The organism is Microbaculum marinisediminis, assembly GCF_025397915.1.
Classification (GTDB): domain Bacteria; phylum Pseudomonadota; class Alphaproteobacteria; order Rhizobiales; family Tepidamorphaceae; genus Microbaculum; species Microbaculum marinisediminis.
This window is the reverse complement of the sequence record NZ_JALIDZ010000002.1, coordinates 496,914-519,751: the sequence shown is the minus strand read 5'-3', so window position 1 is coordinate 519,751 and position 22,838 is coordinate 496,914. Positions and strand designations below refer to the sequence as shown.

The window sequence follows — 22,838 nt, the reverse complement described above, 5'->3', positions numbered from 1 at the left end:
CCGTGTGGCGGCCCGTCGAGGCCCTCCGAGCCCTTTCCAGCAACTTAGTCGAGGCGGTTGGAAAGGGTCAATCAAATTTCCACCTTGCGGAACGTATTTTCGAAAAACTGTTGACGCTCCATCCTTCGCATGACAAGAAACTGCTCTGTCTACGACCCATCCGAACGGGCAGGCCGGCTCGCAATCCGGCCTGTTCGGACAGGGCTGTCAGGGTCAATTCGGAAGAATCGGGAGCACCGGATGACGAAACACGTAAGGCTCGGCGCAGGCTCGGGCTTTTGGGGCGATGCGCTTGATCCGGCGGTCGAGCTGCTCGAGAAGGGCGATCTCGACTACCTCTCGATGGACTACCTGGCCGAGCTGACCATGGCGCTGCTTCAGCGCCAGAAGCTGAAGAACCCCAAGGCAGGCTACATCCCCGATCTGCCGGAACACATGCGAGCCCTACTTCCGCTCGCGCGTCAGTCGGGCACGCGGATCGTCTGCAATGGCGGCGGCGCGAATCCGCGTGCGGCAGCCGAGCGTATCCGCGAAGTTGCCCGCGAGCTCGGCCTCGGCGGTACACGCATCGCCGTGATCGAAGGCGACGATCTTCTGTCGAGGCTGGACGAGTTGGTCGCCTCCGGCACCGATCTCACCAATCTGGATACCGGCGAGAACAACTTTGTCGGCATCCGGAATCGTGTCGTCGCCGCCAACGTCTACACGGACAGCTCCGCTATCGCTTCGGCGCTCGAGCAGGACGCCCATGTCGTTATCGCCGGTCGCGTTTCCGACAACGCCCTGTATGTCGGCCCGATCATGCATGAGTTCGGCTGGAGCTACGACGAGGCCCATTCCGATCGCATAGGGGCGGCTATCACGGTCGGTCACATCGTGGAGTGCGCCGCCGCAGCGACGGGCGGCATGTCCTCGCGCTTTGCCGAGATGCCCAACATGGGCCGGGCAGGGTTCCCGATCATCGAGTTCGGAGAGGACGCCAACGCGGTAATCACGAAAGTCGATGGGTCCGGCGGTCGCGTCGACGCGTTCACGGTCAAGGAACATCTCGTCTACGAAATCGGCGATCCGTCGCGCTACATCATGCCGGACGGTGTCGCGGATTTCACCACCGTCCGGATCGAGGAGGCGGGCCCCGACCGGGTCCACCTGTCCAACATGACCGGTCGTCCCCGCCCGGATCAGCTCAAGCTCGTCGTGGGCTATGAAGACGGCTGGATCGGCGAGGGCATGCTGTTCTTTCCCTGGCCTTACGCGCTGGAGCGCGCGCAAAAGGCGAAACAGACCCTCATGGAGCGCTTCGAGCGTCTCGGGCTCAAGTCCGATGCCGTGCACTTCGACTTCGTCGGCGTCGACATGCTGCACGGGCCTGCCTCACCGGCACCGGATCACGATCCGGCGGAAATCGGCCTTCGCGTCGCGGTTCACACCGAGACCAAGGCCGAGGCGGAAAAGGTTCGCCGGGCTTGCTCCCAGCTGTGGATCATGGGTCCCGGCGGGACGGCATTCGGCACTCCGATCAAGCCGCGCCCGGTCTACGGTCTTTGGCCGACCTTGGTGCCCCGATTCTTCGTCACCCAGACCGCCGAGATCCTGGAGGCATGACCATGAAGCTTCTTCGCGACATCGCTTATGTGCGTTCCGGCGACAAGGGGGACGTGGCGTCCGTCGGCGTCATCGCTCGCGCGCCGGAACACTATCCCGCGCTCCTGCGCAGCCTCACGCCGCAGAGCGTGAAGTCGCTGTTTGGCGACTGGGTCAAAGGTGAGGTCGAAATCTATCCGATGGACAACATCGAAGCCGTTGTCGTCATCATGCGCGGCGCACTGGGCGGCGGTGCCACGCGCACGTTGCGGCTGGACCAGACCGGCAAGGCGATGGGCAACGGCCTGCTCCGCCTGCCTGTCGTCGACCAAGCGTAAGTGAGCGATGACGGGCGCCGCATCCATGGCGGACGAGGGTGCCGCGATCGGGCGGGGCTACGAGCGGCATAGCGAAGCGGTCGACACGGCGCGTCGGACCGCCATCGCCGGCGGGCCGGCGGATGCCGTCGCCCGCCACCGCGCGCGTGGCAAGCTGACGGCGCGCGAGCGCATTTCGCACCTGCTCGATCCCGGCACGCCCTTCATGGAGATCGGTCAACTTGCCGCCCATGATGTCTATGACGATGCCGTGCCGTCGGCGGGCATCATAACTGGCATCGGCATGGTCGAAGGCCGTCTCGCCATGGTCATGGCGAACGACGCGACGGTGAAGGGCGGCACCTACTACCCGTTGACGGTGAAGAAGCAGATTCGCGCCCAGAACATAGCGCGCGAGAACGGGCTCGCCTCGATCTACCTCGTCGACTCGGGCGGCGCCTTTCTGCCGATGCAGGAGGACATCTTCCCCGACGAGCATCATTTCGGCCGTATCTTCCGCAATATCGCCGAGATGTCGTCGATGGGCCTGCCCCAGATTGCCGCGGTCATGGGCTCGTGCACGGCGGGCGGTGCCTATATCCCGGCCATGTGCGACGAGACCGTGATCGTACGCGGCACCGGCACCATCTTTCTCGGCGGACCCCAGCTTGTTCAGGCGGCGACCGGCGTCGTCGTCGATGCCGAAACGCTGGGCGGCGCCGATGTCCATACCGCCAGCTCTGCCGTTGCCGATCATCTCGCGCAGGACGATCACCATGCGATCGCCCTGGTGCGTGCGGTCGTTGCACGGAAGCCCGCGCAGCCGTTGCCGGCACCGCCGCTGCCGCCCCGCGAACCGCTCCATCCCGCCTCCGGCATGGCCGCGCTGATCCCGTCGGATGGCCGTCTGCGCATCCCGGGCCGCGACATCCTCGAGCGCCTGCTCGATGCCGGATGCCTCGACGAGTATCGCGCACGCTACGGCCAGACCATCATCTGCGGTACCGGCGCGATCGGCGGCTACCCCGTCGGCATCGTCATGAATGACGGCGTCCTGTTCTCGCAAAGCGCCCAGAAGGCCACGAACTTCGTAGAGCTCTGCTGCCAGCGCGATGTCCCGCTGCTTTTTCTGCACGACATCAGCGGCTTCATGGTCGGGCAGGAATACGAGGCCGACGGGATCGCCCGCCACGGCGCCAAGCTCGTCAATGCGGTCTCCACCGCGCGGGTACCCAAATTCAGTCTCCTCATCGGTGGCAGCTACGGTGCGGGCAATTTCGCCATGTGTGGTCGTGCCTTCGGTCCCCGGCTGATGGGAATGTGGCCCAATGCCCGCACCTCGGTCATGGGGGGAGAGCAGGCGGCCACGGTGCTCAGCCTCGTCCGTGAAGCGCAATTGCATAAGGCCGGCCGCAGCTTCAGCGAGGAGGACCGCCGTACGTTCGAGGCCCCGGTGCGGGACGCCTATGAACGCGCGAGCCATCCTGTCTATGCCGCCGCCCGACTGTGGGTCGACGCAGTGATCGACCCTGAAGACACGCGCGAATGGCTGACGCTCGCGCTTGCCATGGCTGCCGCGTCGCCGAAGCAGGAGACGCGCTTCGGCGTGTTCCGGATGTAACCGATGTTCGAGCGTGTGCTGATCGCCAACCGCGGCGAAATCGCCCGACGTGTCGCCCGTACCTGCCGGCGGAAGGGCATCGACTATGTAGCCGTTTACTCCGACGCCGATCGCGACGCGCCGCATCTTCAAGGTGCCGCCGGACGCGTGCCGATCGGTCCCGCCCCGGCGGCCCAATCTTATCTCGCCGGTGACAAGCTGATCCGGGCAGCGCTCGATACCGGGTGCGACGCCGTGCATCCCGGCTACGGGTTCCTGTCGGAGAATGCCGCATTCGCGGACGCCGTGGAGTCGGCAGGGCTCGCCTTTGTCGGTCCGGCTCCGAAGACGATCGCCGACATGGGCGACAAGGCCACCGCGAAGGCGATCATGGCCGGGGCAGGCGTGCCGGTCGTTCCCGGCTCCAGCGAGGCGAGCGACGACGCCGATACCATCGCCGCGCTTCTGGCGCAGACGGGATACCCCGCCCTTCTCAAGCCGGTCGCCGGTGGCGGCGGCAAGGGAATGGCGGTTGTCGAAAGCGGTGACGGTCGCGACGAAATCGAATCGGCCATCCGGACGGCGTGCTCCAGCTTCGGTGACGGACGCCTGCTGGTGGAACGGTTCGTGCGCGATCCGCGCCATATCGAGGTGCAGATATTCGGCGACGGCCAGGGCAACGTCGTCCACCTGTTCGAGCGCGAATGCTCGCTTCAGCGCCGCCACCAGAAAATCGTCGAGGAGGCCCCGGCCGCGAACCTGCCGGGCGACCTGCGCGACGCGATGATCGATGCCGCGCTTCGCGGAGCCCGCGCGTTGGCCTATCGCAATGCAGGCACCTTCGAGTTCATCGTCGGCGCCGACGGCGGGTTTTATTTCCTCGAGGTGAACACGCGCCTTCAGGTCGAGCACCCTGTGACCGAGGAAATCACGGGCCTCGATCTCGTCGAATGGCAGTTGCGCGTCGCGGCGGGGGAAGCCTTGCCGCTCACTCAAGCGCAGATCGCAAGTCGCGGACATGCAATCGAATGTCGCCTCTATGCCGAGGATCCGGCGGCGGGCTTCCGTCCGTCGCCCGGCCGCGTCGCCCGGCTTTGCTGGCCGCCGAACGTTCGCGTCGAAAGCGCCGTGGAGAACGACACCACGGTGCCGCCCGACTACGACCCGATGATCGCGAAGCTCGTTGTCCATGCCGCGGACCGGACGGCCGCGATCGCGGCGATGACGACGGCACTGGACGCAACGGCGATCACCGGCATCACCACCAATCTCGGCTTCCTGCGCCGGTTGCTCGAAGCACCGGAAGTGGTGGCGGGAACCGCGTCCACGGGGTTCATCGATTCCGGGCTGCCGCGGATCATGCCGACAGTCGATCCGGCCGACGTCATCGCCGCTGCGGCGGCCGCGGTCGTCTGCGCCGCACGAGCCGAGCCGCATCCGGCGTCTTCGCCCTGGACCGGCCCCACACCTTTCGACCGTGTGACGCTTGATGCACAGGCGCCTTTGGGGCGCATCGCATTTTCGGTCGAGGGCAAGAGCCGGATCGCCCACTTGAAGGCCCTCCACGGCGACTGCGCGAATATCGAGATCCAGCCCGAAGACACGGGCGAACCCGTCAGTCGCGTCGTCATGGCGCACCGGCAGGACGATCTGGTTACGGGCACGGTGGGCCGGCAGCGCTGGTGCGCGCAGGTGACGCCGCGCGCGGTCGATCTGACACTTGCCGGCACACGGCTGCTGGTGGACCGGATTGCCGGTGGCCAGGACATGGCCGGCGATGGCGGCGACGAGGCGAAATCGCCCATGCCCGGCGTTGTCGTGGCACTTTCGGTCGTCGCGGGAGCCGCGGTTTCTCGAGGCGACGTCGTCGCCGTGGTCGAAGCCATGAAATTCGAAAATCCCGTCGTCGCGCCGCGCGACGGCGTCGTCGGGGAAATCTGCTGCGCCGCGGGCGATCAGGTGCGCGCGGGCCAGGTCCTTGTCCGACTTCATGAAGAATCCGGCATGGCCGCCAGCTAAGGAAGACAGGCGATTGGCACTCGATAGCGAAACCCTTGCGCAACTCACCGGCACCATGCAGCGCTTCGTGGAGGAGAGGCTGATCCCGGCTGAGCCCCGCGTCGAGGCCGAGAATGCGATTCCGCCCGAGATCGTCGAGGAGATGCGTCACCTCGGCCTGTTCGGCATGTCGATCCCGCAGGAGCATGGCGGGCTCGGCCTGACGATGGCCGAAGAGGTGGAGATCGCCTTCGTTCTGGGGCGCGCCGCCCCCGCCTTCCGCTCCCTGATCGGTACCAACAACGGAATCGGGTCGCAGGGCATCGTGATCGACGGAACGCCGGAGCAGAAGGCGCATTGGCTGCCGCGCCTGGCCTCCGGCGAGATGATCAGCTCGTTCGCGCTCACCGAACCCGATGCCGGATCGGACGCGGCGTCGATCTCGCTGTCCGCCCGGCGCGACGGTGACGCCTACGTCCTCAACGGGGCCAAGCGCTTCATCACCAACGCGCCGGTCGCCGGTCTGTTCACCGTCATGGCGCGCACCGAGCCGGATGTGAAAGGCGCCAAGGGCATCTCCGCCTTCCTGGTGGAAGCGGATACGCCGGGGCTGACCGTCGGCAAGCCGGACCGGAAGATGGGGCAGCGCGGGGCGCTGACCGCCGACGTCTTCTTCGAGGACTGCCGCGTGCCCGCATCCGCGATCATCGGTGGCGTTCCCGGGCGCGGCTTCGCAACCGCCATGAAGGTACTGGACCGCGGAAGGCTGCACATCTCCGCGATCTGTGCGGGCGCCGCCACGCGGCTCCTCGACGATGCGCTCGCATTCGCGCTGGAACGCAAGCAGTTCGACCAGCCGATCGCGGAATTCCAGCTTATCCAGGCAATGCTGGCCGATAGCCGCACCGAACTCTATGCCGGCCAATCCATGGTCCGCGATGCGGCCCGCCGGCGCGATGGCGGCGAGAGCGTCTCGCTGGAAGCCAGTTGTTGCAAACTGTTCTGCTCCGAGATGGTCGGCCGCGTCGCGGATCGGGCGGTTCAGATACACGGCGGCGCCGGCTACATGGCGGACTATGCGGTTGAACGGTTCTATCGCGACGTCAGGTTGTTCCGGATCTACGAGGGGACGAGCCAGATTCAGCAGCTCGTCATCGCCCGCAACATGATTGCCGGTGCCTAGCGCGGAGCTGGCGTCCCGGTCTCTTCGAGTGGTTTGCGATCAGACCGTCCGGGGCGACGGTGCGTACGTAATTTGACCGGCCGGCCGCGCGGACGGCCTCACTGAGTTTGCTTGGAACCACTAATGGTTGCATGCGTCGCCCGCGCCCCGCATAGTCCGCGCCATGCAAAGATTCATCATCTATACGCGGGGGCGTACCGGGTCCTCTGCAATCTGCGAGGAAATCGACGCTCACCCGGCAATCGAATGCCATAGCGAGATTTTCCGGCCCGACCCGCTCGCCAATAGCGACGTGAAGGCGGCGCACGCGGAATTCGGTCTGGATTATCCGAAGTTGTCTCGCGTCCGGGATCGTGTGCTCCCCTACAAGCTGCACGCCGGGGGGGGCAGACGATCCGATTACAGGGGCAGGCTTTTCGGCCTACTGGGAATACCTGGAGGTGGAAGCTGGCGACGCCCGCGCTGTCGGGGCGAAGGTCCTTGTCAGCCATGCGGAAGCCGATGTCTTGTTGCCGCACTGTGAGGCGAATGACGTTCACCTGATAGCCTTGCGGCGACGCAATCTGTTGCGGCAGGTCGTCAGCGGGCAGGTTGCGCGACAGACCGGGATTCATAACTCGAAGAGCTACGTCCCGGAGGCCGGCAGGCGGTTCGACCTGAATATGAGGCGGGTCATAGCGAGACTTGAAAACGCGGTAGACGAGCAAAGGCAGCACGACGCTTTTCTTGCTGGGTACGGGCGTCCGTCGATCGTCGTCTACTACGAGGATTGGGTGCAGGACAAAGCCGCGTTCTTCGAGACGGTCTTTGGCTTCCTTGGCGTTGATGCCCTGATCCCGCAGGAAACGACTTTCAAGAGAACCACGCCGGAGCCGCTCTCGGAGATCGTGGTCAACTATGACCGGTTTGCCAGATTGGTGAAGAAGGCGGGTTGCGAGGCCTTTCTGGAGGAATAGACCTTCTGCCGCCCGTTGCCGGATTCGACCGATGAGGGAATCGCATACGGCGACGCCAGACGGTCGCCGTTTCTGTCGCCGACCCGAAATCGCAATGTACTAAGGTGTTGGAAAGATTGGTCGGAGTGGCAGGATTTGAACCTGCGACCCCCTCGTCCCGAACGAGGTGCGCTACCAGGCTGCGCTACACTCCGTACCGCTGGTGAGCCGCTATATAACCGCCCGATCTGGCTGCCGCAACCCGCCTTTTTCGGCTCTCGCGCGGCGGTTCGGCGTCGCGCGGCGCGCAGCCGGCGCGATCCCCCCGAATTTCCCCGCGTTCCCGCCCATTTTGCTGTAACGCGACTGAAACACCCACAAAATCTTTCTGATACCGAACCATCCCATTAAGGCCGGCACGCACGCCGCCGCCGGTCTGCGGATCGGGCTCGCGCGGGATGGTCGTCCCGGCCACCCGAAAAGGCGCCGCCCGTTGAGGGCGCCACCGCCCGGGGCCGGCGCGGCCTGGTTTTGGAGATCGGAAATGAACGCCATCGCGCTGGAGCCGCGGCACCAACCGGTCGTGCTCGTCGTCGAGGACGACGAGGCGAACCGCGAGCTGTTGCTCGACGAGCTGGACTTCATCGGCTGTCGCGGCATCGCCGCGTCGAACGGCGAGGAGGCGCTGTCCGTCCTCGATGCCACGGATATCGACGTCGTGCTGCTCGACGTGCAGATGCCGTCGATGAACGGCTTCGAGGTGCTGCGCCGGCTGCGCGCCGATCCGCGCCGCCGCATGCTGCCGGTGGTGATGATCTCGGCGCTGTCCGACATGGCCAACGTGGTGCGCTGCCTTGAGCTCGGCGCCGACGACTATCTGCCCAAGCCGTTCAATCCGGTGCTGCTGAAGGCGCGGATCTCCGGCTCGTTGCAGAAGAAGCGCTGGCGCGACCAGGAGGCGACCTATCTCGCCCGCATGGAGCGGCAGCTTGCCGAGATCGAGAGCGAGCGGGCCCGCGCCGACAGCCTGCTGGAGGTAGTGCTGCCGGCGGCCGCCCTGCGCGAGCTGAAGCGCACCGGCACGGTCGCCCCGCGCCGCTACGACAACGTCGTCGTCCTGTTCTCCGACATCGTCCAGTTCACCCGCTACTCGGAGACCCATCCCGCCGAGGAGGTGGTCGCCAATCTCGACCGGCTGATCGAAGCCTGCGAGTGGGGGCTGGCCGAGCACGGGCTGGACAAGATCAAGACGGTCGGCGACGGCGTGATGGCGACCGCCAACATGGCGGTGCCGCATGGCGACCCGGTCATGGCCGCGGTGCGGGCGGGGCGGGCGATGGTCGCCGCCGCGGCCGACAACCCGGCGGGCTGGCGCATGCGCGTCGGCATCAGCTTTGGCCCCGTCGTCGGCGGTGTGGTCGGCCGCTCGAAGTTCAGCTTCGACGCCTGGGGAGACCCGGTGAACGTCGCCGCCCGCCTGTCCGGGTTGGGTAACGACTCGGCCGTCTACCTGAGCCAGGACGCCTTCGATCGGATCGCCGGCCGCGCCGCCGCGACCCGCCTCGACGGCATTGCGCTGAAGGGCAAGGGCGCCGTTCCCGTCTACAGGATCGACGCGGACTGACCCCGGTTAACCGCGCCGATCCGCCCTAATCCGCCCTAATCCGGGCCTTTTCGGCGCCGCCGATGGCGCGCGCTGAAACATTTGAAACAATTCCGAAGCCCCGCGACGCCGATCTGAAAGAAAACTGTCGTACAGGACGGACCGTATCGCGGGTGCTGGGGCATGAGGCTCGGCAATTGCGTGAGCGAGAGGCTTGCGTGTGAGGAGTTCGAACCTTTGGAAGCGCAAGAACTTCGACCGGACGCGTCCGATCGCGCCGAGGCCCGGGCCCGTGCGCCCGGATCCGACGCGGGCAGACCTGACGCAGGCAGACCCGACGCGGGCGGGCGCGACATGAGCGGCGCCTGCGATAGCGGCGTCGGCAAGGCCGGCACCGGCTGCGTCGGCGGCGACGAAAATCGCATGCTGCTCGATTTCGCGGTGTCGCAGTCCCCGGCGGTCCTCTATCTCGGCGCCTTCACCAAGTCCGACACGGTTCGCTTCGTCAGCTCCAACGCCCAGTCGGTGATTGGCTGGACGCCGTCCGAGATGGTCGGCCCGGCCTCGATCTGGCGCGATCGCGTCCATCCCGACGATCTTTCCGGCTACGATGCCGCCGTCGAGCGGGTCCAGAAGGACTGCGTTCTGACCCAGGAATACCGGCTGCGGACGCCCGACGGAGACTATCGCTGGATGCGCGACCAGCAGCGCTTGACGACGCCGGGTGACCCGCGCGGCGAATATGTCGGCTGCATCATCGACATCACCGCGGAGAAGGCCGCCGAGGCCGATCTGGTCCGCGCCGAGGCGATCCATCGCGCCATCGTCGATGCCGCCGTCGACGCCGTCATCACCACCGATCGCGACGGCCTGATCATCGATTTCAATCCCGCCGCCGAGGAGATGCTGGGCTACCGCGCCCACGAGGCCGAGGGCGTGCTGCTGTGCGATCTGACCATGCCCGAGCCGGTGCGCGAGCGCCGCAAGAAGAGCTTCGCGGCCTACCGCAGGGGCGCTGCCGGCTCGACCATGCCCGATTGCTTCGAGACCGACGTTCTGCGCCGTGACGGTTCGACCTTTCCCGCCGAGGTCCGCATGCGCCGCGTGCTGGCGGGCGCCGAGATGTTCGTCGTCACCGAGATCCGCGACCTGTCCGAGCGCGCCGAGGCCGAGGCGACCCACCGCCGTCTCACCCAGATGCTGCGCGATGCCGTCGACAGCCTTCCCGCCGGCTTCGCGATCTCGGATGCCGAGGAGCGCATCGTGCTGTGCAACGACGCGTTCGCCGAGCCGTACGGCGTCGACCCGGACGAACTGATCGGGCTCGACCGGCACCAGCTTGTCCCGCGGCTCTACCGCAAGCTGCGCCGCTTCAACGGCGTGAACGTCGACGGCGGCGACCGCCACGCCGAGATGGTCGCCGAGCGCCTGGGCAATCCCGACGTGGCGCCCTCCGAGCTCGAGATGAAGAACGGCGAATGGCGGCTCGTGTCGTCGTTCCCGACCGCCGACGGCGGCATGGTCACGATCCGCACCGATATCACCGCGCTGAAGCAGGCCGAGCAGGCCATGCACGCCTCCGAGTCGGTGATCCGCATGGCCGTCGAGGCCTGCCCGGTGCCGCTCGGCCTGGTGCGCGCCAACGATGGCATGATCATCTACGAGAGCCCGGCCTCCAAGGAGCTGTTCCGGCGGCCGCGCGCCGATAGCGAGAGCTACACGGCCGGCATCTTCGTCAGCCACGAGGATCGCCAGCACTTCCTCGATACGCTGCGCGAGGACGGCGGCATCGACGGCTTCGAGGTGGAGCTGCGCCGGGCGGACGGCGAGGAGTTCTGGGGATCGATCTCGGCCAGCCTGATCGACTACAAGGGCGAGGATTGCGTCGTCACCTCGGTCTACGACCTGACGGAGAAGCGCATCGTCCGCGAGGAGATGGCCCGCCAGCGCGAGGCGCTGCACCAGAGTGAGAAGCTGGCCGCGCTCGGCGAGCTGCTCGCCTCCGTCGCCCACGAGCTCAACAATCCGCTCTCCGTCGTCGTCGGCCAGGCGCTCCTGCTCAAGGAAACCGCCAGCGACAAGACCATCGCCGAGCGCGCCGCCAAGATCGGCGGCGCCGCCGACCGCTGCTCGCGCATCGTCCGCACCTTCCTGGCGATGGCCCGGCAGCAGCCGATGGAGCGCCGTCCCGTCGACCTCAACCGCGTCGTCGAGCTCGCCATGGAGGTGACCGGCTATTCGCTGCGCGCCGCCGACATCGACGTGCGCCTGTCGCTGAGCCGCGAGTTGCCGACGGTCTGGGGCGACGCCGACCAGCTCAATCAGGTTCTGACCAACCTGATCCTCAACGCCCAGAAGGCGCTCGAGGAGTCGAAGGCGCCGCGCCGCGTCAAGATCATCACCAACTATCGCGAGCAGACCCGCGAGCTGATCCTCAAGATCAAGGACAACGGCCCCGGCATTCCCGAGCCGATCCGCTCGCGCATCTTCGAGCCGTTCTTCACCACCCGGCAGGTCGGCTCGGGCACCGGCATCGGCCTTGCCTTCTGCCACCGCATCATCACCACCCATGGCGGCACGATCTCCGTGGAAACGGGGATCGACGGCGGCGCCAGCTTCGTCATCCGGCTGCCGGTGACGCGCATGGGCACCGTCCCGGCCGAAGGCGAGGTCGCCCGCGCGGCGCAAACCGCCCGGGCCGCCATCCTCGTCGTCGACGACGAGGTCGCGGTCGCCGAGATGCTGGCCGATATCCTCGAGGAGGACGGCCACAAGGTCGAGATCGCCCATTCCGGCAGCCAGGCGCTCGACCGGATCGAGCTGCGGGATTTCGACCTGATTCTGTCGGACCTGCGCATGCCCGACATCGACGGTCCGGCCATGTTCGACGCCATCCGCGAAGCCCGCTCCGAGATGGTGCCGCGCGTCGCCTTCATCACCGGCGACACGATGAGTGCGCGGATCCGCAGCTTCCTGCAGGAATCGGAGCGGCCCTACATCGAGAAGCCGATCGTCCCCCAGGACGTACGCGACCTCGTGCAGCAGATGCTGCGCGAAGCCGATCAGACGCGTGAGGAGACTGCAACATGATGACCGGACTGGAGATCGCGGCGACGCCGCGCTCGGCCATGCTCGCGCCGGCAGCCATGCAGCATATCGCTGTCGTCGACGACGAGGCCGATATCCGAGACACTGTCGGCGAATACCTCGAGCTGAAGGGCTATCGCGTGTCCCGCTGCGACGGCGGCGCGACGCTGCGCGCCCTGCTCGAGGCGGACACCGTCGATCTGGTGCTGCTCGACGTCGCCATGCCGGAAGAGGACGGTCTGTCGATCGCCCGCTACCTCGGCGCCAACACCGATGTCGCCTTCGTCATGGTGACGGCGGCGGGCGAGGTGGTCGACCGCATCGTCGGGCTGGAGCTCGGCGCCGACGACTATCTGGCCAAGCCGGTCGACCTGCGCGAACTGCTCGCCCGCATCAAGACGGTGCTGCGCCGGGGCGCCCGGCGGGCCGCGAAGGGCGGCAGCGAGGCAGTCGAGACGCCGCAGCGCGTGATGTTCGGCGACTGCACGCTGGATACCAACGCGCATCGCCTGATCGGGCCGGACGGCGCCGACATCCCGATCACGGCGATGGAGTTCGACCTGCTCCGGGCCTTCGCCGAGCATCCCAACCGGGTGCTCAGCCGCGACCAGTTGCTCGACATGGCCCACAACCGGGGCTGGGAGCCGTTCGATCGCTCGATCGACATCCGCATCGCCCGGCTGCGCCGCAAGATCGAGCCGGATCCGGCCAAGCCGCAGGTCATCAAGACCGTGCGCGGCGCCGGCTACATGTTCGCGCTGCCGGGATAATCGCCCGGCTGTTACCGCGCAGAAACAAAGTCGCGGGTTTCGGACATCCGACCGAAACCTCGGTCCTCCAAAAAACGCCCCGGTAACTGCCGGGGCGTCTTCGTTTTCGGGGCGCCCGGTCTCCGCCCAAGATAATGAAGGGAACCGCGATGACCACCATGAAGCCCGAGACGCTGGCTATTCATGCCGGCTACCGCAAGGACCCGGCGACCAACGCCGTCGCCGTGCCGATCTATCAGACCACGTCCTACGAGTTCGACTCGACCGGCCATGCCGAGCGGCTGTTCTCGCTCCAGGAGCTGGGCAACATCTATACCCGCATCATGAACCCGACGACGGCCGTGTTCGAGGAGCGCATGGCGGCCCTCGAGGGCGGCGCCGCGGCGCTGGCCGTCAGTTCCGGCCAGGCGGCCTCCGCCCTGGCGATCCTGAACATCGCCCGCGCCGGCGACAACGTCGTCTCCTCGACCGACCTCTATGGCGGCACCTGGAACATGTTCGCCAACACGTTGAAGGCGATGGGCATCGAGGTGCGCTTCGTCGATCCCGCCGATCCGGAGGCGTTCCGCCGGGCGACCGACGATCAGACCCGCGCCTACTATGCCGAGACGCTGCCCAATCCGAAGCTGATCGCCTTTCCGATCAAGGAGGTGGCCGCCATCGGCGACGAACTCGGCGTACCGCTGATCATGGACAACACCGCCGCGCCGGTGATGTGCCGTCCGATCGACCACGGCGCCCACATCGTCGTCTACTCCACCACCAAGTATGTCGGCGGCCACGGCACCTCGATCGGCGGCATCATCATCGATTCCGGCCGCTTCGACTGGGAGAAGCACGCCGATCGCTTCCCGATGCTCAACCAGCCGGATCCGAGCTATCACGGCGCGGTGTGGACCGAGGCGGTCAAGCCGCTGGGGCCGATCGCCTATATCCTCAAGGCCCGCGTCACCCTGCAGCGCGACCTCGGCGCCTCGGTCAGCCCGTTCAACGCCTTCCAGTTCATCCAGGGGCTCGAGACGTTGCCGCTGCGGATGCGCGAGCACTGCCGCAACGCCGAGGCGGTGGCCGAGCATCTCGCCAACCATCCCGCCGTCTCGACCGTGATCTTCCCCGGCCGGATGACCGGCGAGGCGCGCCGGCGCGCCGACGCGGTGTTCACCGACGGCTACGGCGGCCTGGTCGGCTTCGAGCTGGCCGGAGGCATGGAGGCCGGCCAGCGCTTCATCGACGCGCTCGAGATGATCTACCACGTCGCCAATATCGGCGACACGCGGACGCTGGCGATCCATCCCGCCTCGACGACGCACCAGCAGCTGACGCCCGAGGAGCAGCACGCCGCCGGCGTCACGCCGGGCTACGTGCGCCTGTCGGTGGGCATCGAGCATATTGACGACATCCTGGCCGATCTCGATCAGGCCCTGGATGCGGCGACCAAGGGTCAGGCCCGCGCGGCCTGATCCGTTCTGGGCCCCGGACCGTCCGCCCGGCAAGGCGCATCGCGACGCCGCCTGCCGGCCGACGGTCCGAGGGCCGCCTGCGCAATGGAGCCTACGACATCGGCGCCTGCCGCTTTCACCATACCCGACTACTTAACTTGACAGGTATTTTCGGATTAACAGACAATTAACCGTATGATTTCGTTCGCCGGTCGTCCGACCGGTTTTGTCGCCTGATATCGAGACTTCGCGCGGATGTGCTTGCGGCGGCCGCGCGGGCAGGGGGGTCGATGCGGTTTTGCATTTCTGGCGCCGGCGGGCGGTATCCTGTTCGCCGGGCCGCCGTCGCGCTGGTCGGTGTGATGGTCGCGGTCAATGCCGCCCAGGCCGGCCCGACGGCCACCCGGGTCGAAAGCACACTGAACCCGAGCACCGTGGGCCAGAACGTGACCTTCACCGCCACGGTCTCCGGCGGCGGCGCGCCGGACGGCGACGTCACCTTCAAGGACGGGCCCGCGACCCTCGGCACCGGGACGCTCGACAGGGTCGGGCATGGCGCGCCCCTGGCTCCCGGCCTCTATCATTCGTGCTTCCTCACCGCCGCAGGCGGCGTCCAGTGCGTCGGCGACGACAGCGACACCCAATTGGGTGACGCGGCTTCCGGCGACAGTCTGACCCCGGTTGACGTCAGCGGTCTCGCCTCCGGCGTTCGCGGTATCGACTCACATTCCAAACACACCTGCGCGCTGCTCGACGACGGCGGCGTGGCCTGCTGGGGGCTCAACGACGACCGCCAGACCGGAGCGCCCAGCGGCTTCTATCAGGCCACGCCGGTCACGGTGAGCGGACTGGGCGGCCCGGCGACGATCGTCGCCACCGGCTCTCAGTTCTCCTGCGCGGCGTTGCAGGCGGGCGGGGTGATGTGCTGGGGAAGCGGCGACCCGACGCCCGGGCCCGCGGCGGTTTCCACGCCCATCGCCATCGGCAATCTGACCGAACGCGTCATCGCGCTCGCGGCCGGAGCGGATCACGCATGCGCCGTGATCGAGGGCGGGGCGGTGAAATGCTGGGGCGACAATTCCAATGGCCAGCTCGGCGACGGCAACAAGCCCAACGACAGCGAGTCCGCGATAACGGTCGCCGGTCTCGGCGGTCCCGCTGGGGATGTCGCTGCGGGCCCGGGTCATTCCTGCGCGGTGCTGGTGGCCGGCGGTATCGCGTGCTGGGGCCTCAATAATCTGGGGCAGTTGGGCGACGGCTCGACGTCATACAGACCGTCTCCGGTTTCCGTTTCCGGCGGCTTGACCGGCATCGTCGCGGTCGACGCGGGATACGGCCACACCTGCGCGCTGTCCGGCTCGGGCGCCGTCTCCTGCTGGGGTGACGGGTCCCTGGACCAGCTCGGCCACGGCTCGGCAACCGGCAGCGCGGTCCCGGTGACGCCGAGCGGCCTGACCGGTGGCGTCGCCGCGCTTGCGACCGGCGAGTTCCATAGTTGCGTGATTATGCAGGATGGGACGGCGCGATGCTGGGGCTACAACAACGATGGCCAGGCCGCTACCGGGAACACGAACGCGGCCGCCGTCCCCCTCGCTGCCGGCGGCTACGCCGTGGGCGATCTGCGCGGCTATTCCGTCGCGACGGTCTCCACGACTGCCCTGTCGGGCGGGGCGCGCACCATCACGGCAGCCTATCCCGGAGCGGCGAGCCATGATCCCAGCGTATCCGAAGGCCTTGCGCAGCAGGTCGATCAGGCCGTCTCGTCAACGGGTATCGCATCGTCGACGAACACGACGGTCACCGGCCAGGCCGTGACCTTCACCGCCACCGTGGCGTCCGCCGCCGGAACGCCGGGCGGCATCGTCACCTTCCGGAATGGTCCGACGGTTCTCGGCACGGCGGCATTGGACGGTGGCGGCGTCGCCACGCTCTCCGTAACGGCGCTGTCCGTCGGCGCGCATTCGATCACCGCGGACTATGACGGTGACGCGAATTTCGCCGGTTCCGCCTCGGTCGGGATCGCGCACACGGTCAACAAGGGGGCCGCGACGGCGGCGATCAGCGCCGCGTCCCTGATCGTGGCGGAAGGCCAGTCCGTTACCTTGACGGCGACCGTTTCCGCGTTCGGGCCGGCAAACGGCACCCCGGACGGCATGGTCAGCTTCCGCAAGGGCGCGACCCCGCTCGCCGGCGACATTTCCCTGTCGGGCGGCGCGGTGAGCCTCGACGTGACGCTGCCCGTCGGGACGCACGCCATCCACGTCGTCTATGCCGGATCAAGCGACTGGCTGGGCGACACCTCCGGCACGATCACCGTCACCGTCGAGGCAGCATCGGTGCCGCCGGTGGTGGAACCGGGCGATGCGGTCGCGGTGAGTCCGGACCGGCGCAAGGCGCAACAGCAGCCCGCGATGGCCGCGGTGAAGTCCGGCTATGTGGTGGTCTGGCGGGCGCAGGCTCGCGGGGCGTCGGGTATCGAGGGCCGGCGGTTCCGCGCGTCCGGGCAGCCCGCCGGCAAAGACTTTTCCGTCAGTCGCGGCACCGGCCGCGCCGAGACCGATCCCGCCGTGGCGGCGCTGCGTCGGGGCGGCTTCGTCGCGGTATGGGCGGCCAAGGGCGTGGACGGGGGCGGGTTCGGCATCGCCGGCCAGGTCTTCCGCCGCAACGGCAAGCCGGCGGGCCGGGTGATACAGGTCAACACGCATGCCCGCGGCAACCAGACCCGTCCGGCGGTCGCGAGCCTGGCGGACGGCAGCTTCGTCGTCGTCTGGGAGTCGGCGCGGCAGGACGGGTCGGGCAAGGGCATCTACGCCCAGGCGTTCACCGCCTCGGGGCGCAAGAGGGGCCGTGAGCTCCTGATCAACCGCACCACCGCCCGGAGCCAGGCCGCGCCGGCGGTGGCCGCGCTCGGCCGCAAGGGCTTCGTCGTCGCCTGGGAATCCCAGAAACAGGACGGGTCCGGCTACGGGCTCTTCGCCCGGCGCCTCGACAAGCGGGGACGGCCGAAGGGCGCCGAGATCCCGCTCAACACCACCACGGCGGAGCATCAGCGCACGCCGTCGCTTGCGGCCCTGGCCGACGGTGGGGTCCTGGCAAGCTGGGCCTCGCTGCAGCAGGACGGGTCCGGCTACGGGATCGTCGCGCGGCGGTTAGACGGGCGGGGCAGACCCGCGGGCGCCGAGGTCCAGATCAACACCACGGCGGCGAACCACCAGTCCGAGCCCTCGGCGGCGGGCCTCGCCGGCGGAGGTTTCGCGGTCGTCTGGACGTCGACCGGGCAGGACGGGGCCGGCCACGGGGTCTACGGGCAGGTCTTCGACGCCGGGGGCGATCCGTATGGCGCGGAATACCGGGTCAACGACGCGACCGCGGGCGATCAGTGGCAGCCCGCCACCGCCGCGCTTGCCACCGGCGACCTGGCCATCACCTGGACGGGCGAGGCCGCCAGCAAGGGGCGAGACGACGTCTACGGCGCGATCGTTCCGCTCGACTGACCGGCCCGGCGGGGCGATCGATGGTCGCCCCGCGCCACGCCCGACCCGAAGCGCCGCATTACGGCCGCGCCGGATATTGGCCGTCGTAGGCGATGCAGCGGATGAGCGTCTTCCCGTTGACGTCGACCTCGGGCTTCAGCATCGGCAGCGCGAAGGTCCGCCGGCCGTCGCCGCCGAATTTGTTGGAGAAGAGGCTGAACAGCTTCACGTAGACGCCGCCGACCGGGAGGAGGCGTCCGTCCGCCGGCAGGAAGTCTCTCGGACACCAGTCCGCGGCGAAGGTCCGGACCTCCCCGACGATCGGGTCGGCGGATTGGGCGTGTGCGGTGGTCGCGCCGGCGAGGGTGCTCGCGCCGGCGAGGCTCGCGACGATCAGGGCTTTGATTTTCATGGTTCATTCCTTGTGTCACGGCCGCGGAGGGGGCGTCCGACAGGGCGCACCCGATACGGGCCTTCGATGCGGGGCTTGGGATGCGGGGGAGCGTCAGTCCCGGTAGATGGCTTTGACCTGCACCGAGCAGTCCGGAAAATTCAGCTGAAACGAGGTCTTGAGCCGTCCCGCGCGCCGCGAATAGCGCTCCTTGTAGTTCGAGAAGGTCGGCTGCCGTACGCCTTTCGGGAGGTCGCCGGCAAAATCGAAGCGGACGGTGCCGGTCGTCGCGGTCTTGAACTTGAGCCGCGCCATCCCGGAAACCTCGTAGAAGGCGTCTTCGGTCAGATAGCTCACGGCGTCCAACGACAGATTGACCGCGTTGCTGCCTTCGTTCTCGAACGTCGAGGGGCCGGCGGCGACGGCGCACCAGCCGGTCTCCGACCGCACGGCCGTCGTCGCCGTGGTGCCGTTGAAAAGCACGTTCCCGGGAACGCTGGAGTCCGCCATTGCCGCTGTCGCGGACGGCAACAACAGCGCAAGCGCGAGACTGATCGTGTGGATGTGTTTCATGATGGATTCGTCTGAGTGGTTGGCGTGGGACGCGGGGGAAAAGAGTGTGCCGCTACGGCAGGCGAGGCGGCGACGATAGCCGGGAAGGGTAAATCGGACGTCACCGCGAACGCGCCGGGTCGACGCCCGGCGGAAGATTTCGAAGACGGCGGCAAGTTGCCGTCTTGCGGAAGGCGCGGCGGCCGCCCAAATAGCCAACCGTCGTTCCTGCCCGCCCGTCTTTTCTGCCCGAAAGCCCCCATGCCGTCGTTGAAGTCCCTTCTCGAGTCGCGCCGCTTCGAAGCGGTGATCACCGTCCTCATTGTCGTCAACGCGATCACGATCGGTCTGGAGACCGTGCCCGCCGCCATGGCGCAGGCCGGCGATCTGCTGGTGTTTCTCGATCGCGCGGTCCTGACCGTGTTCGTGGTCGAGCTGCTCGCCCGCTTCGCGGTCTATCGGGCCGACTTCTTCCGCGATCCCTGGCGCATCTTCGATCTCGTCGTGGTGGGGCTGTCGCTGGTGCCGGCCACCGCCGGCCTGTCGGTGTTCCGCGCCCTGCGCATCCTGCGTGTCCTGCGCCTGATCGTCGTCGTGCCGTCGCTGCGCCGCGTCGTCGGCGGCCTCGTCGGCGCGCTGCCGGGCATGGGCTCGATCATGGTGCTGCTGGCGCTGATCTTCTACGTCTTCTCGGTGATCGCCACCAAGCTCTACGGCCCCTCCTTCCCCGATTGGTTCGGGACCATCCCGGCGTCGGCCTATTCGCTGTTCCAGATCATGACGCTGGAAAGCTGGTCGATGGGCATCGTCCGCCCGGTCATGGAGGTCTATCCGCTGGCCTGGGCGTTCTTCGTGCCCTTCATCATCTGTACCACCTTCACCGTGCTCAACCTGTTCATCGGCATCATCGTCTCGGCCATGCAGGCCGAGCACGAGGCCGAGGCGGTCGCCTCGCGCGCGGAACTGCAGAACGAGCAGGAGGTGATCATCGCCGAGCTGCGCGCCATGCGCGCCGAAATCGCCGAACTGGCGGGGAAAGCGGGCGCCGGCCGCTGAGCCGGCCCGCTACAGGCCTGAAACACACCGCACACAACTGGAACAATTTTCCCGGCAGCGGACGTCATCCGGAAAAAGGCCGCCCCTAGAAAGGCGGCCGGGATGCACGGCATCGCAACCAGAGCCACGGGGATGATCCCCTTGGATGCAATCTGGGATGCCGCTGCCGCGCTGAACCTTGAAAGGAGACTATGATGACGACCGCCGAGTATTTCGGCCTGGCACGGCCGCAGAGCCCAAGCCTCTTCAGCGCCGGTCAGGTCGTCCAGAACGCGCTGGCCACGGTCCGCCGCTGGTGGCGCATGCGCCGGGCGCTGGTCGAGCTGAGAGAGCTCGATGATCGCATGCTGACCGATATCGGCCTGTGCCGCTCGACGCTGTATGCGGCGGCGCGCGAAGTCCACGGTTTCAAGGATCGGGGTCATGGTGGCTTTTGACGAGTCCGTCCGGCCGCGGGCCGGCGGACGCCCCGTCGTTCTCGTTCATGGCTCGCTGTCGTCGGGCGGCATGTGGAAGGGCGTGCGCCGCGCGCTCGCCGACCGCTTCGCCGTCCTGACGCCGGATCTGACCGGCTACGGCGCGCGTCCGGCCTGGACCGGCGACCGCCCGTTCCGCCTCGCCGACGACGTCGACGTGCTGGCCGGCGCGGTGGCCGGTCTCGAGGCGCCGTTCGATCTCGTCGGCCATTCCTATGGCGGCCTGGTCGCCCTGCGTTTCGCCTGGGAGCATCGCTCGCGCGTGCGCAGCCTGATGCTGTTCGAGCCGACGCTGTTCCGCATCCTCGAGGACCCCGACATCGGCACGCCCGAGGCCTGGGCCGAGATCGACGCGATCGCGCGCGTGGTCGGAGACGGCGCCAGGGCGAAGACGCCGGACGCCGCCATGCACCGCTTCGTCGACTACTGGAACGGCGCGGGCGCCTGGCAGGCCCTGCCGGAGGAGCGCCGGCGCGCCTTCGCCGCGCAAGCCCCGACCGTGTCGCGCAATTTCACCGCCGGCGCCACCGACGGCATGCCGCTGAACGCGCTCCGCCAGTTCGACGTCCCGACCTTCGTCGTCGCCGGGGCGAACTCGACCGGTGCCGCGCTGGCAACCGCGTGGACGCTCGCCGCGCAGCTTCCCGTCGTCGACCACGTCACCGTCGCCGGCGCCGGCCACATGATGCCGCTCACCCATGGCGCGGAAAGCCTGAAGCTGATCGAGCGCTGGCTCGACAAGCCGCGGTCGCCGTTTCGGGTTCCGATGGGCGCACCGGTTCACGTGGCCGCCTGAATGGACTGACGGTCGAGCCGGTTCCGCTCCCGGAAGTCCCTGTCGTGCCCGTAACCTCTCCCTTGGCACGCGGGCACGCGACCTGAGCCCCGGATCGTCAGGATCCGGGGCTCTTTCGTGCTAGAATTCCTTCGCTCCGGACCCGTTCGTTCCGGGCCCATTCGCTACGGGGAGACGTCCGCGGACATTGCGAACCCGGTCCGGCGCGGTAGAACCGTGATCCCACAGGAAGGACAGGACCATGCCCGAACCTCTCGTGCTGATCGCCGGCGGCGGTATCGGCGGGCTCGCCGCCGCCCTGACGTTCCATCAGATCGGCGTGCCCTGCATCGTGTTCGAGAGCGTGCGGGAGCTGCGTCCGCTCGGCGTCGGCATCAACCTGCAGCCCAACGCCGTGCGCGAGCTCTACGATCTCGGCATCGGCGCCGACGATCTCGACCGCGTCGGCCTGCCGGCGAAGGAATGGGCGATGGTCGGCCTCAACGGCAACGACATCTATGCCGAGCCCAGGGGATTGCTCGCCGGCTACAACTGGCCGCAATACGCCGTCCACCGCGGCCTGTTCCACGTGCTGCTGCACGAGGCGGTGCGCGCGCGCATCGGGCCGCATGCCGTGCGGCTCGGCGAGCGCGTGACCGGATACGAGACCAATGCCGACGGCACCGTCACGGCGGTCGTCGAGTGCGCCGACGGGACCGTCGCCCGCCACGCCGGTACGCTGCTCATCGGCGCCGACGGAATCCATTCGGCGGTGCGCGCGCAGATGCACCCCGATCAGCCGCCGATCCACTGGGGCGGCGCGATCATGTGGCGGGGCACGACGCGGGCCAAGCCGATCCGCACCGGCTCGTCCTTCGTCGGGCTGGGCACCCACAGGCAGCGGATGGTGATCTACCCGATCTCGCACCCCGATCCGGACACCGGACTCGCCACCATCAACTGGATCGCCGAGGTCACCGTCGACAATTCGCAGGGCTGGCAGTCCAGCGGCTGGTTCAAGCAGGTCGATATCGACGCCTTCATCCACCACTTCGAGGACTGGCGCTACGACTGGCTCGACGTGCCCGCGCTGCTGCGGGCCGCAGACATCGTTTATGAGAACCCGATGATCGACCGCGATCCCGTCGCCACCTGGCGCGATGGCGCCGTCGCGCTGATGGGCGATGCCGCCCACGCCATGTACCCGACCGGCTCCAATGGGGCGAGCCAGGCGATCGTCGATGCGCGCGTGCTTGGCGCGTGCATGGTCGAGCACGGCGTCACGCCGGACGCGCTGAAGGCCTATGACGACCGGCTGTGCGGCCCGATCTCCGACGTGGTCCTGCGCAACCGCGGGGCAGGGCCGTTCGGGCTCCTCAACATCGTCGCGGAGCGCTGTGGCGGCGAATTCGAGTCCATCGACGACGTCGTCCCGCCGCGCGAACGCGCTGAATTCGTCGCCGGCTACAAGGCCGCCGCCGGCTTTGCCATGGAAAAGCTGAACGCCGCCCCGCCAACCATCGCGCCGGGCGCGCGGGCACATGCGCAATCTCCTGACTGACGGCCGGCCGTCAGGCGGCCGGCCCCGTTGCGCTGTCA

At 67.8% G+C, this 22,838-nt stretch carries 17 protein-coding genes and 1 tRNA gene; 15 read left to right on the top strand and 3 right to left on the bottom strand.

Annotated features, from left to right (window positions below):
* The first annotated feature begins 240 nt into the window (after positions 1–240).
* The 6 genes from MUB46_RS05755 (at position 241) to MUB46_RS05730 (ending at position 7,638) form a co-directional block, all read left to right on the top strand.
* Positions 241–1,605, top strand: a complete 1,365-nt coding sequence (locus MUB46_RS05755; RefSeq protein ID WP_261614920.1) for an acyclic terpene utilization AtuA family protein — start codon at positions 241–243, stop codon at positions 1,603–1,605.
* 2 nt (positions 1,606–1,607) lie between these two features.
* Positions 1,608–1,922, top strand: coding sequence for an AtuA-related protein (locus MUB46_RS05750; RefSeq protein ID WP_261614919.1), 315 nt, complete (start codon positions 1,608–1,610; stop codon positions 1,920–1,922).
* Positions 1,923–1,947: 25 nt separating this feature from the next.
* Positions 1,948–3,522, top strand: a complete 1,575-nt coding sequence (locus MUB46_RS05745) for a carboxyl transferase domain-containing protein (protein WP_261614918.1) — start codon at positions 1,948–1,950, stop codon at positions 3,520–3,522.
* Between the two features lie 3 nt (positions 3,523–3,525).
* On the top strand, positions 3,526–5,520 hold the full coding sequence (locus tag MUB46_RS05740; RefSeq protein WP_261614917.1) for an acetyl/propionyl/methylcrotonyl-CoA carboxylase subunit alpha: 1,995 nt from the start codon (positions 3,526–3,528) through the stop codon (positions 5,518–5,520).
* A 13-nt stretch (positions 5,521–5,533) separates the two neighbouring features.
* Entirely contained in the window at positions 5,534–6,682 is a 1,149-nt protein-coding gene (locus tag MUB46_RS05735) for an acyl-CoA dehydrogenase family protein (protein WP_261614916.1), read from the top strand.
* Positions 6,683–7,122: 440 nt separating this feature from the next.
* Entirely contained in the window at positions 7,123–7,638 is a 516-nt protein-coding gene (locus MUB46_RS05730; RefSeq protein WP_261614915.1) for a hypothetical protein, read from the top strand.
* A gap of 117 nt (positions 7,639–7,755) precedes the next feature.
* Here MUB46_RS05730 and MUB46_RS05725 read toward each other — a convergent pair.
* Positions 7,756–7,832: transfer RNA gene (locus MUB46_RS05725), tRNA-Pro, on the bottom strand.
* A 329-nt stretch (positions 7,833–8,161) separates the two neighbouring features.
* Here MUB46_RS05725 and MUB46_RS05720 point away from each other — a divergent pair.
* The 5 genes from MUB46_RS05720 (at position 8,162) to MUB46_RS05700 (ending at position 18,010) form a co-directional block, all read left to right on the top strand.
* A complete protein-coding gene (locus MUB46_RS05720) occupies positions 8,162–9,241 on the top strand; it encodes an adenylate/guanylate cyclase domain-containing protein (RefSeq protein WP_261614914.1) in 1,080 nt (359 codons plus the stop codon).
* A gap of 333 nt (positions 9,242–9,574) precedes the next feature.
* Positions 9,575–12,310: a PAS domain S-box protein gene (locus tag MUB46_RS05715; protein ID WP_261614913.1), complete on the top strand. Its 2,736-nt coding sequence runs from the start codon at positions 9,575–9,577 to the stop codon at positions 12,308–12,310.
* Positions 12,307–13,077 carry a response regulator gene (locus MUB46_RS05710; protein ID WP_315902706.1) on the top strand — a complete coding sequence of 257 codons (771 nt, stop codon included), beginning with the start codon at positions 12,307–12,309 and terminating at the stop codon, positions 13,075–13,077. Before MUB46_RS05715 ends, MUB46_RS05710 begins: the two co-directional genes overlap by 4 nt.
* 149 nt (positions 13,078–13,226) lie before the next feature.
* Positions 13,227–14,537: an O-acetylhomoserine aminocarboxypropyltransferase/cysteine synthase family protein gene (locus MUB46_RS05705; protein WP_261614912.1), complete on the top strand. Its 1,311-nt coding sequence runs from the start codon at positions 13,227–13,229 to the stop codon at positions 14,535–14,537.
* Positions 14,538–14,806: 269 nt separating this feature from the next.
* Complete coding sequence (locus MUB46_RS05700) at positions 14,807–18,010, top strand: Ig-like domain repeat protein (RefSeq protein WP_261614911.1); 3,204 nt, start codon at positions 14,807–14,809, stop codon at positions 18,008–18,010.
* A gap of 58 nt (positions 18,011–18,068) precedes the next feature.
* Here the strand turns inward: MUB46_RS05700 and MUB46_RS05695 are convergent, their stop codons facing one another.
* Together MUB46_RS05695 and MUB46_RS05690 are read right to left on the bottom strand one after the other, a co-directional pair.
* Positions 18,069–18,401 carry a phage tail protein gene (locus MUB46_RS05695; protein WP_261614910.1) on the bottom strand — a complete coding sequence of 111 codons (333 nt, stop codon included), beginning with the start codon at positions 18,399–18,401 and terminating at the stop codon, positions 18,069–18,071.
* A 93-nt stretch (positions 18,402–18,494) separates the two neighbouring features.
* Positions 18,495–18,953, bottom strand: coding sequence for a hypothetical protein (locus MUB46_RS05690; protein ID WP_261614909.1), 459 nt, complete (start codon positions 18,951–18,953; stop codon positions 18,495–18,497).
* Positions 18,954–19,193: 240 nt separating this feature from the next.
* Here MUB46_RS05690 and MUB46_RS05685 point away from each other — a divergent pair, with 240 nt between their 5' ends.
* The 4 genes from MUB46_RS05685 (at position 19,194) to MUB46_RS05670 (ending at position 22,800) form a co-directional block, all read left to right on the top strand.
* Positions 19,194–19,988 carry an ion transporter gene (locus MUB46_RS05685; protein WP_261614908.1) on the top strand — a complete coding sequence of 265 codons (795 nt, stop codon included), beginning with the start codon at positions 19,194–19,196 and terminating at the stop codon, positions 19,986–19,988.
* Between the two features lie 194 nt (positions 19,989–20,182).
* The gene (locus MUB46_RS05680) at positions 20,183–20,425 is read left to right on the top strand and encodes a DUF1127 domain-containing protein (protein ID WP_261614907.1); all 243 of its coding nucleotides are present in this window, start codon (positions 20,183–20,185) and stop codon (positions 20,423–20,425) included.
* On the top strand, positions 20,412–21,260 hold the full coding sequence (locus MUB46_RS05675) for an alpha/beta fold hydrolase (protein WP_261614906.1): 849 nt from the start codon (positions 20,412–20,414) through the stop codon (positions 21,258–21,260). Before MUB46_RS05680 ends, MUB46_RS05675 begins: the two co-directional genes overlap by 14 nt.
* A 241-nt stretch (positions 21,261–21,501) precedes the next feature.
* Positions 21,502–22,800, top strand: coding sequence for a flavin-dependent oxidoreductase (locus MUB46_RS05670; RefSeq protein WP_261614905.1), 1,299 nt, complete (start codon positions 21,502–21,504; stop codon positions 22,798–22,800).
* The last annotated feature ends 38 nt before the right edge of the window (positions 22,801–22,838 follow it).